A 17,805-nucleotide genomic window follows, 5' to 3' on the forward strand; every position below is an offset into this window, starting at 1 on the left:
ACCCACAATACAAACAATAAAAACTGCCTTAAAGGGATGTTTCTACCTTTAAGACAGCTCATTAAATTAGTCATCGTAGCCTTGTTCAAAGTCTATTATGCTCCCAGAGACTGCATCCACGTCTACTTCGTATTCATTTTGACCGTCTTTCAATTCAATTTCATATACACCATCATCGAGCTTAATTTTTGTCACTTTACCGTTTGCTTTTGTTTGGGCTGTCTTGATAGCCTGCTCTTTTGTAATTATTTTTGTTGTAGCAGGAATATGATCATCCCAATCATCTCCATCAAGAGGTTCCTTTTTCTGCTTGAGTAATTTTCCACTATAAGCATCAAATTTCAAATCATATTCTTCTGTAACTGTATGCACCTCTACTTCATAAATAGAGCTAAACTGATTTTGATCAAATTCGATCTTTGCAACTGTTCCATCCACTACCGCGAGCGCTTTCTTCTCAATTTCCTGCATGGATAAGACCTTTTTTTCTTGGGCATTTCCTGATAATAAAGTCGTCGAGCCAATCGCTGCTCCCACTCCAAGAGTAATTACTAGTGCTGGAATCATTATCATTTTTTTCATGTTTTTCATGTTCATCTCTCCTTTGTTTTATCTAAACTTAGCTTACCAAGTGAAGATGATAGAACTATAAGAGGAACATTAGAATTTCATGAGAATGATTTAATGATCGTCATCCCATGTCACAGACAGTACTTTTCCTGAAACAGCATGAATTTGAAATGTAGCTTCGTCCTCCTGCGTTTCAATCTCGACTAAATAGTAACCACCCTCTGAGGTTTCTTCAAAATCAACTGAATCCACTTCACCCTTTAATTGCTTGAGAGCTATTTGAATGGCCTGTTGCTCAGTAATAATAGGCTCTTCGATAGGTTGTTCTTGCGGTTCAACCTTTTTCTCTGCCAGTAGTTCGCCAGTATAACCATCAAGTGTTAAATCCTTCTGAATCTTCTCATTTTCAACACGGACAGTGTAAATGGAGTCTATAAGCATAACGCTTTCTACATCTCCATATTCCTTTTTAACCATTTGTCTAATCTGCTTTTCAGTTAACAGTAATTTACTTTGTCCTTCTTTCATGATTAGATCAGTCACCTGTTGTGTCGTAACATCCAGTATAGCTGCATACTTAACATCCTCTCGCGTAAAAAGCATTTCAAAGGCATCTCCTTGTTTTTCCACATGTGTAACATGACCATTATAGATAGTCTCAATATAGCGAATAGCCTCCTCTTCACTAAGAGGTTGAACGTAAAAATAACGATTTTGAACAAACCAAATTACTCCACTACAAAGAAGGATAATAACAACAATTATCAACATCCACTTTTTCATTGCTGCCCCTCCTTTGGAATACATAAAGTAAAACTTGAGCCTTCCCCTAGCTTACTTTTCACATCTATCGTTATACCTAATTGTTGTGCCAGCTCATGTGCTATTGCTAGCCCAAGGCCTGAACCACCTGTTTTACGATTACGATCCTCTGTTACACGATAAAAACGCTCAAACAAATGAGGAATATGCTCTGCAGGAATACCCATACCAAAATCTTGGATGGTAATACGTACTTGATTAGTTGTTTCTGTGGCTAGAATATGGACTTCATCCTCACTATACTTCCTAGCATTATCAAGCAAAATAAAGAGGAGCTGCTTCAATATTTTTTCATCACTATAAATAAATTTTGGAATCTGCGCATCAATTCTAAATGTTCGATGATAAGCCTGTTCCATTTGTGAAGCTACTTTGTTTAAGAATGGGACAAGCTCTAGTTGTTCGAAATGAACGTCCAATTGCTCTTTGTTTTTAGCTAGTTCTAGCAATTGCAACACCATTTCATGCATACGAGATGATTCATTGGCAATGGCTTGTAAGGATTCCTGAGCAACCTCCCGATTATCAAAACCTCTTCTTAGGAGTAGTTTTGCATAACTTTCAATAACAGTTATAGGCGTTTTTAACTCATGGGAGGCATTTGATACAAATTCTTGTTGCTTTTGATAATGCTGTTCAAGCTTCTCCATCATCATATTAAAAGTGCGGTTAATGTTTGTTAACTCGTCCCCACCTTTTTCTGTGGTATCTATTTTTTCATATTTCCCAGTAGATGCACTTTTGCGCATGGTCTCATTTAAACGTTCTAGCGGTAATAAAATAAGTCGCCCAAGTACCAAGCTCGCTAGGAAAATTGGAATCGTTGCCACGAAAGATACAACAACTAAGATGACCTTTAACAAGTCTAAAGTCCGCTCTACTTCTTCCATAGATTGCTGTAATGTAATGTCCACTACCGTTCCGTCTATCCAAATAGCAGGCATTGTGTAGGTAATGGAAGGCGCCTTGTGCATTTCAAGTGTAGCCTGAACCTTCGTTTTCAAACGTTCACCATCATAAATATAAACAGCACCATCTGTTGGCATATATGCTCTTAAAACTTGCTGTAGGTTGGTTTGTGTATTTAACTGACTCAGTGTGGAGCTTAACTCATTTGCCCGTGACTGGAGCTGATTATATTCCGTATCATTGGCAAATTTCTCATACAACAAATAAATTCCACTATTTGTTGCCACTACTATAACTAGCATAAGCAATGTTGTTAGTAGATGAATTTTTGTTTTAAGTCTCATAACTATGTTCCTTTAGCACATACCCCACACCTCGAACTGTTTGGATAAGAGGTGTTGGATTAGCAGCTTCAAGCTTTTGTCGTACATAACGTATATAAACATCCACAACATTTGTATCCCCATAATAATCATAGCCCCACACAGCCTCTAATATTTGCTCCCTTGTCAGTACTTGTTTAGGATGCTTCAGTAAATAGAACAACAAATCGTATTCACGAGGTGTCAGCTGAAGTTCCTTATCGAAATATACAACTTCCCTTGTTTGCTCGTTTATCGATAAATGGCCAAATGTAAGAGCAACTTGCTTTGGGCTGACCTTCTGCGAAAATCGTAAAGCGTTGCGTATACGTGCCAGCAGCTCCTCAATTTCAAAAGGCTTTGTCACATAATCATTGGCTCCTAAATCCAAGCCCTTTACCTTATCCTCTACCTCACTTTTGGCAGTTAGCATGATAACAGGCGTTTGGGATTCTGTTGCACGAATACGCTTTAGCACATCAATACCGCTCATCTCAGGTAGCATGATATCAAGTAAAATTAAATCCCATTGCTGCTCACGGTATTGTAGTAAGCCTTCTGCTCCTGTATGAGCCATTGTTGCCTCATATCCTTCAAATTGAAGCTCCAGTTGTAGTACTCTCGCAATATTTTCTTCATCTTCTATAATTAAAATTCGATGTGTCATGTCGAATCCGTCCTTCGCCTTTTCTTTTCATCGTATACGATACAAGTGGTGAAAGTCTAATTAGAAAATGATGAGAAAGACACTACATTTCTTTTTTTGACACTGATTATTTCTTTAACTAATAAACTTTCGGTAAAAAGCTGTAAATATCTCTTTTCTCAAAAATTCCTGAGCTTACCTTAGCAACTTTTTTGCCATTTAAACGGCTTGGAAAGGGAAACTCCAGATGTGGACCATTGTAATGAATAATTGTCACTGTACCATCAGAGTTATTACGCCAATCATAATTCCTTTCATCTGTTTTAATTGAAAGTTTAATCGATACAAAAGCTAAACTTAAGAATAGTATGAAGAAGGTAAGACGAACGATTTTCAATAGAAACACTTCCTTTTCTATTAGCATAATAATTTACATCCTTACGCACTATTGAGTAATGTTAATAATTTGAACAAAAAAAACTCACCAAAAGCTTTATGGATAGCCATTGGTGAGTTTTTTATTATTGATGCAATGCTCTATACAAAAATGCTACAAACTCCGCACGTGTTACAGGATCATTTGGTCTAAAGTTGCCATTATCTCCAATTGTGATCCCATTTCCTGCGAGTATAGCGATAAAGTTGTGTGCCCAGTGAGTTTTTGGCACATCCTTGAAAGTATCTTTATTCGATGAAGTTAAATTAAAGGCAAGAACTAATACTTTTGCCATTTGAGCGCGTGTCATATTCGTAGTTGGCTGGAAGTTCCCATCTATGCCTTCAAACAGACCTGCTTGTTGCACCTGATCGATTACCTCAAAATAGAGATGGCTTTTAGGTATATCGTTAAATTCTCGCGCATCTTTTTTCGGTTCTAGCTCTAATGCTCTTGTCAATATCAGGGCAGCATGCTGGCGCTGAATTGGTGCATTTGGCTTGAAGGTGCCATCTTGATAGCCTGTAATAATGCCCTGCTTTGCCATCTCCTGAATCATCGCCCAGCCCCAATGTCCTTGAGAAATATCTGAAAAGATGATATCTGGCTCTTGTTGGGGTGTTGGCTCTGTTGGTTGCGGATCAATTGGTTCTTCAGGTTTAGGCTCTTGTTTTTCAGGTATGTTTGGCTCTGGTATTGGTGATGGATTCGGAGATATACTTCCTCCACCACCCGATGAACCGTCTGTTACCCAATGGGCATATAAGGTGATATTGGACTTCACTACATCCTTAGAAAAATCCCATGGTATTGTCAGTGCAATATCCTTATACCAGCCTGTAAATATATAACCTGCCTTTGTTGGATCTACTGGCCTTGTTGCCAAGGTATCATTAGTTACCTTCTGTGATGTTACTGTGCTACCTCCATTCGTTTCAAAATTCACCGTATACTGTGCGACTACCTTTTCCCATTTGGCATACAAGATTGTATTTTTAGTTACCTTATCCGTTGTAAAATTCCATGGTTTACTGAATGCGGGATCCATATACCAATCTGCAAATTCATAGCCTACCTTTGTTGGGTTTGCTGGCTTTATTGCTAAGGTATCTTTAGTTACCTTCTGTGATACTACTGCGCTACCTCCATTTGTTTCGAAATCCAGCGTATATTGTACGGCTACCTTTTCCCATTTGGCATACAAGATTGTATTTTCGGTTACCTTATCCGTTGTAAAATTCCATGGTGTACTGAATACAGCATCTGTATACCAACCTGCAAACTCATATCCAGCTTTTGTTGGGTCTGCTGGCTTTATTGCGAAGGTGTCTTCAGTTACCTTCTGTGAGGCTACTGCACTTCCCCCATTTGTTTCAAAATCCAGCGTATATTGTACGGCTACCTTTTCCCATTTGGCATATAAGGTTGTATCCTCCGTCACCCTATCTGTCTCAAAATTCCATAAACTATTGAGTTCTGCATCTTTATACCAATCTACAAATAGATGCCCTGTTTTTGTAGGATTAATTGGTTTAGTAGCCTTCATAGGAGAAGTAAAAGTTTGACTTGGAACTGAACTTCCACCATTTGACTCAAATTTAAGCTCATATTGCTGTACTAAATCCCATTTCGCATATAAGGTTATATTTTCTGTCACTTTATCTATCTCAAATTCCCATAGGGTTGTGAATTTTTTATCCTTATACCAGCCTGCAAATGTATATCCTTCTTTTATTGGGTTTTCTGGTTTAGTAGCCGTCATATAAGAATTAATAGTTTGGCTTGGGACCATACTTCCACCATTTGACTCAAATTGAACCACATACTGTTGTTGCACTATATCCCATTTTGCATATAAAGTTGTGTGCTCTGTGACCACATCCGTTGCAAAGTTCCATAGTTTAGTTAAAGCAGGGTTTTTATACCAGCCAGCAAATATTTGTCCTGCTAAGATAGGCGGTTCTGGCTCTTCCAACTTATCACCATATTCTGCGACAATTATTATAGGGGGAGTACTATTTCCTGCTTCAAATCTGACACCGTATACATTTTTCAACCACACAGCATATAAATCTATATCAAATGTTACCCTAGATCTTTCAAAATCCCATTCTGCCGTGCGCTCTTTGTTAAACCAACCAAAAAATTTATGTCCTTCTTTTATTGGAATACTCGGTTTGTTGAGTAGCGCTCCATCCGGTACTTCGACAGTTGTAATGTAGGTATCAAAATGAAATGTGACAGTATGCAAATTCTTTAACCATTTTGCATACAAGATTTTATTTTCTGTTATCACATCTGTATTAAAATTCCAGGGTTTATTCAATTCCTCATCCTTATACCAACCACCAAATGTAAAACCTGCTTTCACTGGAACATCGGGTTCTACCACCTTTTCCCCAGACAATACTTTCTGTTCTTCTATGGTAGTACTATCACTATTTGTTTCAAATGTAACTGTGTACTGTTGGACATTTCCCTTGGCATAAATTCTCAAGGGTTGTGTTACATTTCCATCCCATTTTGTTACCCATGATAAATCTTGGTACCAACCGTCAAAAGTACTACCTTGGCTGTTAAATGCATTTACTCCCAACATTAATGGGCTATTAAATTGAACCCATTGTAACCGATTATATTCAAATGCCCTATCCCCAATGCTCGTTAAACTGTTTGGGAACGATACAGTCGATAATTGATTATCATAAAATGCCAGATTTCCTATCCTAAGAAGACTATTAGGAAGTTGTATAGATGTTAGTTGATTTTGACCAAATCCCCAATCACCTATACTTATAACATTATTAGGAACGACTATACTTTTTAACTTATTACCAAAAAACGCTAGATTCCCTATACTAAGAAGACTAGTTGGAAGTTCTACATTCGTTAAGTAATTAGCTTGGAATGCCCCTTTCCCTATACTGGTAACACTATTTGGAATATTTACAGTTGTTAACCTATTACTATCAAATACATAATTTCCTATACTTGTTATACTGTTTGGAAGTTCGACATTAATTAACTGATTATAGCCAAAAGCCTCATCTCCTATGCTTGTTACACTATTTGGAATCTTAAGATTCGTTATCCGATTGTTTGTAAATGCTTGGGTTCCTATTTTTGTTACACTATCAGGAATATTTACAGTTGTTAATCGATTTCCAAAGAAAGCCTGATAACCTATATCCGTAACACCATCAGGGATGTCCACATGTACTAATTGATTACCATAAAATGCTTGATCTCCTATGGTAGTTAGGTTTTTTGAAATGGTTACGCTTGTTAATTTACTATTTTGGAATGTCCAACGTCCTATATCCGCCACACTATCGGGAATCACAATCGTGCTTAGTTGAGTTTTGGCAAAAGCCCAATCACCTATCGTTATTACACTTTCAGGAATCACTATTTCTGTTAGGTTAGATTCATAAAACGCAAGATTTCCTATTATTGTTACGGGTTTTCCTTCAATAGTTTCAGGAATAACAACAGATCCCCCCGCACCTAAATATTTAGCAATCGTTACACCAGTGCTATTTGGTTGTATCTCAAATTCGCTTGTATTGAAATTGGTTAAATTACGATCATTATCTATTTGCTCATGATCATCAACCTCAATCTTATTATCTACTTCATTTCCACCTGCTTCTTTAGCCTTTTCTTCTATGTCATTTTGTTCATTCGCATAGGTCAGGGATTGTCCCCATTGGAAAAAGAGCAGTAATACAATAAGCATAATGGTAATGTTTTTCTTCATTCATCCTCTCTCCTTTTGTAAATTTTCAGCTTCAAATAGCCCCCTTCCTTTATGAATCCTCGATAAAGAAGTTCCATACATTTATCCTTATAAAGAAAAACACTCTTCTTTATCTTAAAAAAATCAATTTACTTCTACTATTGAGGAATGTTAATTTTTCACTAACTATAAATAAACCGCTATCAAAAAATTGATAGCGGTTTGTTTTATTTAGATTGTTTTAATAATAATGCTTGGGCTCGATTTTTTACTCCTAGTTTATTGTAAATTCCCGAAAGATACACGCGTATGGTCCCTTCAGACAAAAATAGTTGCTCTGCTATTTCCTTATTAGAAGCGCCTTCTGAAAGTAGTGAAAATATTTCTTGTTCACGAGCAGAAAGAGCTTCTAATACTGGTGTTAGTTCTTGAACATAATCTAGCAATCGATAAGCATAGCCAAGGGTTACCTCATCCCAGTCATCTTTAGCACACTTCCGGCGAAAATCAATATAGTCCCTTATAAGGGGAATAATTTTATTCTCATCTAAAAAGGTTCTTATATAGTTATAAGGTTCAGCTAATTTCAATGCTTGATGTAACGTCCTCAACGCCTCTTCTGCTTGTTCTTGCTCCGCCAAACATATGGCTAATAAAATTGTAGCTTCTATACGAGTAGATAGCTGTTCTTGTTGTTGTGCCTGTAATTGCACCTGTATAATCAATTGCTGTGCTTCTAGTAGATGCCCTTTCATGAGTAAATAGCGTGCTTTTACTAGTAAATAAAATGGAGAATCCCTATACACATTTTCTTCGATCTTGGCTAACTCCTGTTTTGCTTGGACAATATTGTCTTCACGTAAAAATAAAAGTGCCTTCATTACTCTTATACTATCAATCCAATAACGTTCGTTGACCGTTTCAATTGCATGATCTAAAACACCTTGAGCAACAATATACTGCTCTTCTAACACAGCTATTTTGCTTTTCAGAATGTACATCGGTACTAACAATCCTGCATCTTGAAATTGATGTCCAGAACGTAAAGCTTCCTCTAATTCTATTGGTAGCTCATCAAATTGGTTCCACTCATATAATTTTTCTGCACGCATGCCATAACTATAGCCCGTCATACTTAAGTTTTTGAATTCCCCTGTTCTAAACTTAGCGAAAAAAGACATAGCCTGTTCATCTGAAAGTAATTTTCCTCGAGAGCCAATATTTGTTCTAAACAACATAGGCTCTGTTTGATTATATTGTATAAAAATTGCGTCCCATTTGGACCCGACAGGATTTCTCTCCAGCCTTTGTCGAATATATTCCCCAGCTTGTGAAAGATCTCCATTTTTCATGACAAAGACATAGGCTTTCACACCTAGAAAATCATCGACAGCGGATGCATATTCACTTTTATTCATCCATTGATTGGACCCATGCTTTTGTTCTAGGTCTAGTATCGTCTGATAAGCATCTTCTAAATTGTGGAATGCTGCGAGTGTATAGGCATACATTACCATCAATTCTGGGTGTACCTCATAGCCATTCGTCAAAAAAGTATCAATCCAATTTACATAGGATGTGGAATGACCACAGGAAAGGAATGTTACAAGATGCTCCTGAATCCATTGTTCAGCATAAATAAACACGTTGCCGCTTAAAGCAAGCTCTATTGCAGATAAAAAACTCCCATTATTATATAAAGCAACAGCTGCTTTTTCATATAAATTTAAAATATCATGCTGGGTAAAACGATTGCTCAATTCTTGACGCAATGCTTCTCTAAATAAATTATGATATCGAAAAACCTGCTCTTTTGCTTCTACTCTGCTAATAAATAGTCCTTGTTGATCAAGCTCTAATAATACTAGTTGAGCATCAGTACGGTTTGTTAGGACATTACATGTATCTGCGGTTAATTGTTCCAAAAGCGAAGTATAAAGTAGAAAGGTTTGGAGAGGTGGTGCTAGTTTTGAAAATACCTCATTCATTAAATAGTGAATCACATTTGAATTACTTTCTCCAAACTCTTTGTCATCTACATTGTGGAAACCTGCTAAATTGGTTAATTGTAACCCTGTAGCCCAACCCTCTGTTATCTCAAAAACCTTTTGAAGCTCCTTTGCCTTTAGCTGTTTATTTAAATTTTTATAAAATTCTTTTGCCTCTTCATACGTAAAAAGTAGATGCTCCATGCCAATTTCAAGCAAGCAATGGTTTAATCTCCACTTTGCAATAGGTAATGAAATAGTTGATCTACTAGTCAAATAAATAAAGCAGTGTTCAGGTAAGAAATCAATGAGGCGGGTCATCGTTTGATGGATGGTAACATTAAAAATATGATGATAATCATCAATCATAATATGAACCTTTTCAGTAGATAGCGATAATTCGTTTAATAGAGCGTCCACTAAATATTCTAAAGGCAACTGTGGTTGAGCATGGAGTATAGAATCAATACGTGAGGAAGCTTCTTGCTGCAAGGAGTGACCAATAGCATGAATTAAATACTTCCAATAACGAATTGGATCATTATCTGTTTGGTCCACTGTATACCATGCAACTGTCGTTTCAAGTTGCTGAAACCAACTACTTAACAAAGTGGTTTTACCATACCCTGCTGGCGCTTGCACTACTATAAGTTTCGCTGTTGACTGATGTAGAATGGCATTTAATCGTTCTCTTTCAATAATTTGCTTGCCCGTTTGGGGTACGGTTGTTTTTGAGGCTAATAAAATATTTGGCATCATTTAAACCTCCTTTCTCTTTAACAACTTTAAAAGCCTAGCCATTCTTTCGCCCATAAAATGGCCTTGGTACGGGATCTCACACCTATTTTACTGTAAATTTCCGTCAAATAGACGCGAATAGTTCCCTCTGTCAGCTGTAATTGATGAGCAATCTCATTATTAGAAGCACCTTCTGCGAGTAATTGTAGAACATCTTTTTCTCTTGCAGTAAAGTTAGCGAAAAACTCATCTTCTGAGCTATCATTCTGTAATAGTTTATTTACATATGCTAATGGCACTGACTTAAATGTATCTCCCTTACTATGCTGACGTATACGCCAGTATTTATTTAGTAATGGCCAGATAGAATCCTCTTCTATAAATGTACGATAATAACCATATAAAACTCCATGTTCAAGGGCAGCGTGTAATCCTGTTAAAGCGAAATCCTCTTTCCCAAGCGAAAAATGACAAATGGCTTCTAGCAGACCCGCTTCAATAAGCGTAACAATTTGCTTCTCCTGAATTGCCCCTTCTTTTAAACGAATAGCAATTTGCAATGCTTCCTCTAGTTGATTGTTGGCATATAGGATTTTACCTTGAACTAATAAATAAAAGGGATTTCTTGATGCAATTCTATAATTGATAAAATCTGTCACTCTAAAAAACTCCTGTTGCGCATATGAAATATTACCTTCCAATAAATAAGATTGTGCTTTCATAATATAGAGCATACCGACCCAATAAGGTTTATCGGTTTCCTTCATAGCTTCAATCAATACCATATGTGCTTCTTCAAATTGTTTTTTAGTCATATAAATACGAGCCTTTAACAAGTACATTGGTATAAATAATCCTGGATCTTGAAAACGTAAACCATATTGTAAACCGATTTCTAACTCTTTACTTGCCCTATCTAAATCATTTATCTCATACAATATTTCAGCTAGTAATCCATAGGTAACTCCTGTAATATTTCGCTCCTTTATTTCACTTTCATTCAACACGTGAATCAGTTCTTCCATTTTTCCCACTGGTAAGAATTTTCCTCGCGCTCCCACAAAGGTACGTAAAATTCTAGGCTCAAATTGATTATATTTTAAAGATATATGATATAAAGATGACTTATTTTTTCTTACATTTACGCGTGTTTGTAAACCTACTTTTGCTTTTTCAAGATCTCCATCTTCCATATAACCTATATAAGCATTCATAATTTCGAAGATTTTTGATACAGCAATAAATTGAAAACCATCCATCCATTTCAATTTATTTTGTTTAAAAAGTAGTTCCTCTATAATTTTCTTCGCCTGATCCATTTCATGGGTTGAAAACAGTGTAGTAATATATAAGACAAGCAAATTAATATCTACTGGAAACTGAGCATTCCTTAATTTTTGTATCCACTGCCCAAATAATAGAGTATGTCCCTCGGCAAATATTTCAACTAAATATTTTTGTATCCATTCATGTGCAAGCTCATATAATTCGCCATTTAGGGCAAGCTCAATTGCTGCAACATAGTCTTCTCTTTGGCATAAATTAGTGGCTACCTCGTAATATATAGAGGCAATCATTTCATAGGATTGTTGCCTGTGAAATTCTACCTGTAGGGCATGCCTAAATAAAGTATGGTAACGATAAACAGGCGGATGTGCTTGTACTTGTTCAATAAACAAACAATTTTTCTCCAGCTCTGAGAATATAGTTAAACTATTTAATTCGTTTGTTACAGATGTACAAACACTCGGCTCTAGGTAGTTTAAAATGGAAGTTCGTAGTAGAAAATCCTGCAATTCTTGAGGTAATATTAAGAGAATTTCTTGCATGAAGTACTCATGAATATATGAACTAGCTTTGGCTAAAATTTCTTCACTACTTAGATTATCTATCATTCCACCTGTTGATAGCTTTATCAGTTGGATACCTGCTATCCAGCCCTCTGTTGTCTTTAGTAAAGGCTTCAGCACATCCTTCTGTTCATCATTTGTAACAGATGTGAAGAAAGATTGTAGCTCTTCTAAATCAAAAGATAATTGACCCACCCCCACTTCTAGTATCCAACCTTTAACACGCCATTTTGCTAGTGGAAGTTCTAAATTAGTTCGGGTTATTATATATATCCGTACATTGGCTGGTAAATATTCAATAAGTCGGTTTAAAATTTGATAAATTTGAGGGGTGTGGATTTCTTGAAAATTATCAAAAACAATATGAATATTTCCTTTATATGTATCCAAATCGTTTAACAGTGTATCTACAATTGTTTCAAAAGAGGTTATTTCATCTAGTATATTGTTTAACTTTTGCTCTTCATTCAATATGCTAAAAGATAATGTATGTATTAAGTACCTTAAAAACCGCACAGGATCATTGTCATTTTGATCGATTGTAAACCATGCTACCGATTCATCAATATGCTTCAACCATAGGCTTAAGAGTGTCGTTTTGCCATATCCTGCTGGTGCCTTTATTATGGTTAGTTTCTTCATTCTATTGTTAGATAAAATAGAAAATAATTTCTTCCTCTCTAATGCATCTGGCACTGTACGTGGAATTGTTACTTTTGATTTTACCCATACCATGTCCATCATCTTGTCTCCTTTCTCCATTCATTAGTTCTATATATTTTTAATTTTTCCTGCAATTTGATTTTTCTACTCATTCACATCATCCAAAAGAGCATACTTATTTTAGAAAGATAAAGCAAACCACTTCACTTTTTTTATTCCTAGCGTTAGAATACTAATATCTTATTTTCCTATAGGAAACTTTATTTCATTAATGATACTTTTTGAAACGAGGGAACAATATGGTTTACAAACGAGTCACAAAATCGTCTGCAGAGGCGGTTTTAGATGGAGATATAAAAGGTTGGCGAAGATTTTTGCCATTTTTAGGACCTGCTTTCATTGCAGCAGTCGCCTACATCGATCCTGGCAATTTTGCTACAAATATTACAGCAGGATCTCAATACGGCTACCTGCTACTTTGGGTTATAGCCTTTTCTAATTTAATGGCCGTGTTAATTCAATCCCTATCTGCCAAGCTTGGGATTGCAACAGGAAAAAATTTACCTGAAGTCGCTCGCGAGCATTTTTCTAAAAAAACATCTATCTTTTTATGGATACAGGCAGAATTGGTCATCATTGCCACTGACCTGGCGGAATTTATCGGAGCAGCATTAGGGCTTTATTTACTATTCAATATCCCAATGCTTCCCGCCGCATTAATTACAGCAGTGGGCTCGTTCGCTATTTTAGAGTTACAAAGAAGAGGATTTAGAGCCTTTGAAGCCGGTATTTCTGGTATGGTTTTAATTGTTGTATTGGCATTTGCCTTCCAAACATTTTTAGCACAGCCCACATGGGGCGATGTAGCGATTGGCATGTTCACGCCACACTTTGAAGGGGTAGAATCACTATTATTAGCAACAGGTATTTTAGGAGCAACCGTTATGCCTCATGCTATTTACTTACATTCTTCTTTAACACAAAGTCGTATTATTGGTCGTAATGAGGCTGAAAAAAAACGTATTTTCCGTTTTGAATTTATCGATATAATCATTGCTATGATTATTGCTGGTGCCATCAATATGAGCATGCTTATAATTGCCGCAGCAGTATTCCATACCCAAGGCTTGGTAGTAGAAGATTTAGATGTAGCCTATAATGGCTTAAAAGAGGCACTTGGCCCAATGGCGGCTATTTCCTTTGGCTTAGGTTTACTCATTGCAGGGCTAGCTAGCTCCTCTGTGGGAACTTTAGCAGGTGATGTAGTCATGCAAGGATTTATTCAAAGAAAAATACCACTATATTTACGTAGGGCGATTACTATGGTGCCTCCACTAGTCATTATTGCATCAGGGGTAAACGCAACCTATGCTCTCGTTCTAAGTCAGGTTGTGTTATCTTTTGGTATTGCATTTGCCCTTGTTCCACTTGTCATGTTTACAAGCAAACGGGACATCATGGGCAGTTTAGTCAATCATCGGATTACAACGGTTTTAGGTTGGTTTGTAGTCGTCATCGTTGTGGCATTGAATATCTACTTACTGTGGGAAACAATATTTTCCTAATAATAAAGCCAGGTACTCTTAAGCATGAGTACCTGGTATTTTTTAAACATCTACCTTCTCAATATTCCGTATAGCTAAATAAGCAATACCCAGACCCACGATGGCTAAAGTAATTGGAATAATAATAATATCGTTTAAAGTAAAGTTACCTGAATTGGACGAAGTTACAGACACAATTATAATAGATGAAATGATAGTTGTCGGTATAGAGTATTTTCTCATCCCAAAATACAATGGGATTAAAGCTATGCCTGAGGCAGCTATCGCGTTCATCAATACAGAGGGTATATGCTGGATAATTAAAGAACTTGATAGTACATCTGGAATTAGTTCATATTGATCGCTTATGACACAAAAAATGGTTGTAATAAGAGCATTGGAGATAATGATCATACTGAAAGTAAATAGCATGACAATGGCTAACTTTGCGACCATTAATTTCTTTCTACTTATGGGATACATAAAGGCTAATGTAATGGTTTTAAATTTATATTCTCCGATGATTAACTTAGCTATTAACGTAGAAGCAAAAATAATAAAAACTGCTCTTACAAATGAATCAATGACACTTAAAGCAACCTCGTAATTTTCTAGCCCTGGATCCCCTTCTACTTTAGAAATAAATAAAATCATAAACAGAAACCCGAGAATGACTAAATTAGCAATGATAGCTCCTCTAACATATGATCCTAAATGAAACTTTTTCATTTCTAAACGCATTAAATTAAGCATGAACAACGCCTCCATTAATTAGCTTTAAGAAATAATCCTCTAATGAACTTGTTTTTTTGCTAATTTCCTCAATCTCAACGTCATGTTCAATTAATGCTCTCGATAGATTTTGCTGAGATACGGTTGAGTCGTATATACGTATAGAGTTATCATCCATTAGCTTAAAATTGGTAATTTTTAATTCACTTTCAATTATAAATGCTGCCTTTTTTCCGTCACTTACGATTACTTCTGTATAATTGACCTGATCACGGTTTATAGTGTCCATCGCTACCTCTGTGATGAGTCTTCCATTCTTAATAACTCCTATTGTATCGACTAATTGTTCTATTTCAGCCAGAATATGACTTGAAATAATAATTGTTATGCCATACTCCTTACAAAGCATCTTGAAAAGCTCTCTTAACTCCTTTATCCCAACTGGGTCCAATCCATTAATTGGTTCATCTAATATAAGTAACTCTGGCTTTGTAATGATGGCTCTTGCGATGCCTAATCTCTGTTTCATCCCAAGAGAAAAATCTTTAACCTGCTTATTCTCTGTATTCGTTAACTTTACTAAATTAAGAACATGTGCAATTTCTTTCTTATCATAATAACCCATGTATTCACAATGTAATTCCAGGGTCTCACTAGCCGTTAATTTTTCATAGAAAATAGGATATTCAATAATTGTTCCCATTCTTTTTAGTAATTCATAGGATTTGTCTGTCAATTTCTCCCCTAAAATTTCTACATCCCCACTAGTAGGCTTCGTTAGATTAGTTAGCATCTTCATAACAGTGGTTTTACCTGCACCATTGGGTCCTAAAAATCCATAAATCTCCCCCTTCTTAACGTTCATATTGACAGCTGAAACAACTTCTTTTCCATCGTAAACTTTCGTAAGCTGATTTGTTTTTACAATGTATGTCATGTAATTCTCTCCCTCAATTGTGACTAGATTCATTATAAAAAATGAAACTCTCTATTTTATTACTGCATTCTTACAAATTTCTTAAGTAAAAAAGCCTGCAAAGCATTAAAGCTCTACAAGCACAATGGATTCAATACATCATTCGTTTTAGCGAAATGGTAAAAGTAGTTTTTTCATTAGGAATACTCGATAACCGGATGGAGCCATTCATTATTTCTACTAGTCGCTTTGTAATCGTTAGTCCCAAACCACTGCCTTGAAAAGATTTATTGCGAGAATCCTCAAGTGTATACATCCTTTCAAATACGCTATCGATATGATATTCATCAATACCCTTGCCACAATCCCACACATCAATATCAATATTGGCTTCTTCATTTCTTACGGTAATTCCAATTACATTGCCGTCTGCTCCATATGCAATAGCATTAGACAGTAGATTGTTTAGCACCCTATTTAATGCTTCTTCATTACCAAGTGCATACATGGGGCTTGCAGGAATATCAATATTAATAGCTAATCCCATTGAAGTAACCAGATCGTAAAAAGACAAAATATTTTTACGGCATATTTCACTGACATTGATTTTAGTGATTGGGTAATCTGTATCTCCAGCCTCTAATTTCGCCAAGTCAAAAAATGTATGGATAATTTTTAACACTTCTAATGTTTTAGCATGTACACCTGTAAGTAATCGTTGGCGTTCCTCGTCACTCATCGCATTTTGAAGTTGAAGCATTTCAATATAGCCAAGTACAACTGTTAAAGGTGTTTTAAGATCATGCGAAATATTGGCCAACATCTTTTTCATGGAATTTTCCATTTTACGATGAGTAGCCTGGATTTTTTGATGCTGATCTAGCAAAGCATTCATTGTAACAAGTAACTGTTGAATTTCTGAATTTGTAGTTGTAACTAGAATCTTTTCATACGTCTGTTCATTTACAATTACGTGTAGTTTACTATGAATGTATTGGATAGCGCGATCTTGTTCCTTCTTGACTTTCCATTGAAAAGTGAGAATCCCGATTAGCAATACAATTATTAATAATAGAAATATCATCATATTTTTAACCCTCAAACTTATAGCCAATTCCCCATAGAGTTTTAATATATTGAGGATTTGATGGATCATCTTCTATTTTTTCACGTAGTCTTCTGATATGTACATTTATAATATTTTCATCTCCATAATAGGCATCTTTCCATATCATCTGATAAATTTGCTCTTTGGTAAAAACCCTGTGACGATTTGTCACAAACAATTTTAAAATGGAAAATTCCTTTGATGTTAGCTTTATCTCTTGTCCACTCTTTGCTATTGAGAAATTAACGATATCTATCTTTAAATTATCGATTTCTAGGACCTCTTGCTTTTGTTCAGCTTGACTGGAGTATTTCGTAGCTCTTCTGATAACAGCCTTAACACGGGCTGAAAATTCTAGCATAGAAAAAGGTTTAGCAATATAATCATCTGCCCCTAATCCTAAGCCTAGTGCTTTATCAACATCACTGTCTTTGGCAGACATAATAATGATAGGAAGTGCTGCCTGCTCTCGAATAATCTTTAATACTTCCAATCCATTTAGTTTAGGAATCATAATATCTAAGATGACCAAATCAAAGGTATTTTGCAAACAATTTTGTAATGCCTCTTCACCATTGATCGCGGTTGTGACATTGAAACCTTCCATAGTTAAATAATTTTCAACCATTTCACGAATGGCTTCATCGTCTTCTACCAGTAAAATATGCTTTTGCATTATCATGCACCTCTCCTACTAAAACCCAATTTCCATATGTATATTACATTACCATATTTATGATGTTTAATTGGAGAGATTTTGTTCATGAGTGTTAAAAAAAAGC

General features: G+C 35.9%; 13 protein-coding genes. 1 reads left to right on the plus strand and 12 read right to left on the minus strand.

Features of this window, described 5'->3' with window-relative positions; all coding sequences use genetic code 11:
- Positions 1 to 66: 66 nt before the first annotated feature.
- The 8 genes from V1L66_RS21600 to V1L66_RS21635 all read right to left on the minus strand — a co-directional run bounded on the left by V1L66_RS21600 (position 67) and on the right by V1L66_RS21635 (position 12,801).
- Entirely contained in the window at positions 67 to 591 is a 525-nt protein-coding gene (locus V1L66_RS21600; protein WP_333006363.1) for a PepSY domain-containing protein, read from the minus strand.
- Positions 592 to 681: 90 nt separating this feature from the next.
- Complete coding sequence (locus V1L66_RS21605) at positions 682 to 1,353, minus strand: PepSY domain-containing protein (RefSeq protein ID WP_016993549.1); 672 nt, start codon at positions 1,351 to 1,353, stop codon at positions 682 to 684.
- Complete coding sequence (locus V1L66_RS21610; RefSeq protein WP_333006364.1) at positions 1,350 to 2,645, minus strand: HAMP domain-containing sensor histidine kinase; 1,296 nt, start codon at positions 2,643 to 2,645, stop codon at positions 1,350 to 1,352. Before V1L66_RS21610 ends, V1L66_RS21605 begins: the two co-directional genes overlap by 4 nt.
- Positions 2,635 to 3,330, minus strand: coding sequence for a response regulator transcription factor (locus V1L66_RS21615; protein WP_333006365.1), 696 nt, complete (start codon positions 3,328 to 3,330; stop codon positions 2,635 to 2,637). The genes V1L66_RS21610 and V1L66_RS21615 overlap by 11 nt, the downstream gene beginning before the upstream one ends.
- 118 nt (positions 3,331 to 3,448) lie before the next feature.
- Positions 3,449 to 3,706 (minus strand): hypothetical protein, encoded by a 258-nt coding sequence (locus tag V1L66_RS21620; RefSeq protein WP_128568303.1) that lies wholly within the window; start codon positions 3,704 to 3,706, stop codon positions 3,449 to 3,451.
- Between the two features lie 124 nt (positions 3,707 to 3,830).
- On the minus strand, positions 3,831 to 7,505 hold the full coding sequence (locus V1L66_RS21625; RefSeq protein WP_409072234.1) for an InlB B-repeat-containing protein: 3,675 nt from the start codon (positions 7,503 to 7,505) through the stop codon (positions 3,831 to 3,833).
- Positions 7,506 to 7,711: 206 nt separating this feature from the next.
- Positions 7,712 to 10,228, minus strand: a complete 2,517-nt coding sequence (locus tag V1L66_RS21630; RefSeq protein WP_333006832.1) for a LuxR C-terminal-related transcriptional regulator — start codon at positions 10,226 to 10,228, stop codon at positions 7,712 to 7,714.
- A 29-nt stretch (positions 10,229 to 10,257) separates the two neighbouring features.
- The gene (locus V1L66_RS21635; RefSeq protein WP_333006833.1) at positions 10,258 to 12,801 is read right to left on the minus strand and encodes a LuxR C-terminal-related transcriptional regulator; all 2,544 of its coding nucleotides are present in this window, start codon (positions 12,799 to 12,801) and stop codon (positions 10,258 to 10,260) included.
- Positions 12,802 to 13,022: 221 nt separating this feature from the next.
- Between V1L66_RS21635 and V1L66_RS21640 the strand changes: the two genes are divergently transcribed.
- Complete coding sequence (locus V1L66_RS21640) at positions 13,023 to 14,288, plus strand: Nramp family divalent metal transporter (RefSeq protein ID WP_016994504.1); 1,266 nt, start codon at positions 13,023 to 13,025, stop codon at positions 14,286 to 14,288.
- 42 nt (positions 14,289 to 14,330) lie between these two features.
- Here the strand turns inward: V1L66_RS21640 and V1L66_RS21645 are convergent, their stop codons facing one another.
- The 4 genes from V1L66_RS21645 to V1L66_RS21660 form a co-directional block, all read right to left on the minus strand.
- Complete coding sequence (locus V1L66_RS21645; protein ID WP_333006834.1) at positions 14,331 to 15,020, minus strand: ABC transporter permease; 690 nt, start codon at positions 15,018 to 15,020, stop codon at positions 14,331 to 14,333.
- Complete coding sequence (locus V1L66_RS21650) at positions 15,013 to 15,936, minus strand: ABC transporter ATP-binding protein (protein WP_036074989.1); 924 nt, start codon at positions 15,934 to 15,936, stop codon at positions 15,013 to 15,015. The genes V1L66_RS21645 and V1L66_RS21650 overlap by 8 nt, the downstream gene beginning before the upstream one ends.
- Before the next feature lie 130 nt (positions 15,937 to 16,066).
- On the minus strand, positions 16,067 to 17,002 hold the full coding sequence (locus tag V1L66_RS21655; protein ID WP_036074991.1) for a sensor histidine kinase KdpD: 936 nt from the start codon (positions 17,000 to 17,002) through the stop codon (positions 16,067 to 16,069).
- 4 nt (positions 17,003 to 17,006) lie between these two features.
- Entirely contained in the window at positions 17,007 to 17,699 is a 693-nt protein-coding gene (locus V1L66_RS21660; protein ID WP_312125650.1) for a response regulator transcription factor, read from the minus strand.
- Positions 17,700 to 17,805: the final 106 nt, after the last annotated feature.

Source organism: Lysinibacillus sp. IITD104, assembly GCF_036698265.2.
GTDB classification, from domain to species: Bacteria; Bacillota; Bacilli; order Bacillales_A; family Planococcaceae; genus Lysinibacillus; species Lysinibacillus boronitolerans.